The following is a 685-nucleotide window of genomic DNA, read 5'->3' on the forward strand; positions in this document are numbered from 1 at the left end:
GGCTACTTCAGACCATCCTTAGAGGGGAGAACAGCCTCTCCTTGTTGAGATTGATATAGGCCAGCGCAGAACCTATCAGCAGCTCCCAAAACCGTGTTTGAGGAGAGTAAAAGGTAAAGGAGGGGTTAGTCCTCACATTGCTGATGTTAAGGCTGAACGAAACTGCCGCTGCAATAATGATGACGATGAATGGGTTAAATTTTACCCGCCAAGCAGCGTACAGGATGAGCGGCCATATAATATAAAACTGCTCTTCAATGCCGAGTGACCACAGGTGCAAAAGTGGTTTGGTATCTGCGGAATTGTCGAAGTAACCGCTTTCCTGGCGTAATACCAAATTCGAAATAAACACCGAGCCGGCTGCAAGGTGTTTGCCGAGCTGTTGGTATTCATCGGCTAGTAACAATAACCAACCTGCTACGCAGCAGGTAACCAAGACCAGCAACAATGCGGGGAAAATGCGCTTGATTCGTCTGACGTAGAATTCGACAAAGTTAAATGAGTTCTTTTCTAAGCTACTTAAAATGATAGTGGATATTAGAAAACCCGATATCACGAAAAAAATATCGACACCAATAAAGCCACCCCTAAGGATGGTCTGAAGTAGCCATGTATTTCCCCGGCATACCACCTAGCGCAACTTTTAAACTCGCCAAATGATCAAAAAACAATCAATTCGACGAGT

Annotated in this window: 1 protein-coding gene; it reads right to left on the bottom strand. The window is 44.8% G+C overall.

The features are described from left to right. Positions 1 to 7: 7 nt before the first annotated feature. Positions 8 to 631, bottom strand: coding sequence for an acyltransferase family protein (locus HX793_RS30690; protein ID WP_178905596.1), 624 nt, complete (start codon positions 629 to 631; stop codon positions 8 to 10). Between the last annotated feature and the right edge of the window lie 54 nt (positions 632 to 685).

The organism is Pseudomonas reactans, from assembly GCF_013387025.1.
Taxonomy (GTDB): Bacteria; Pseudomonadota; Gammaproteobacteria; order Pseudomonadales; family Pseudomonadaceae; genus Aquipseudomonas; species Aquipseudomonas reactans.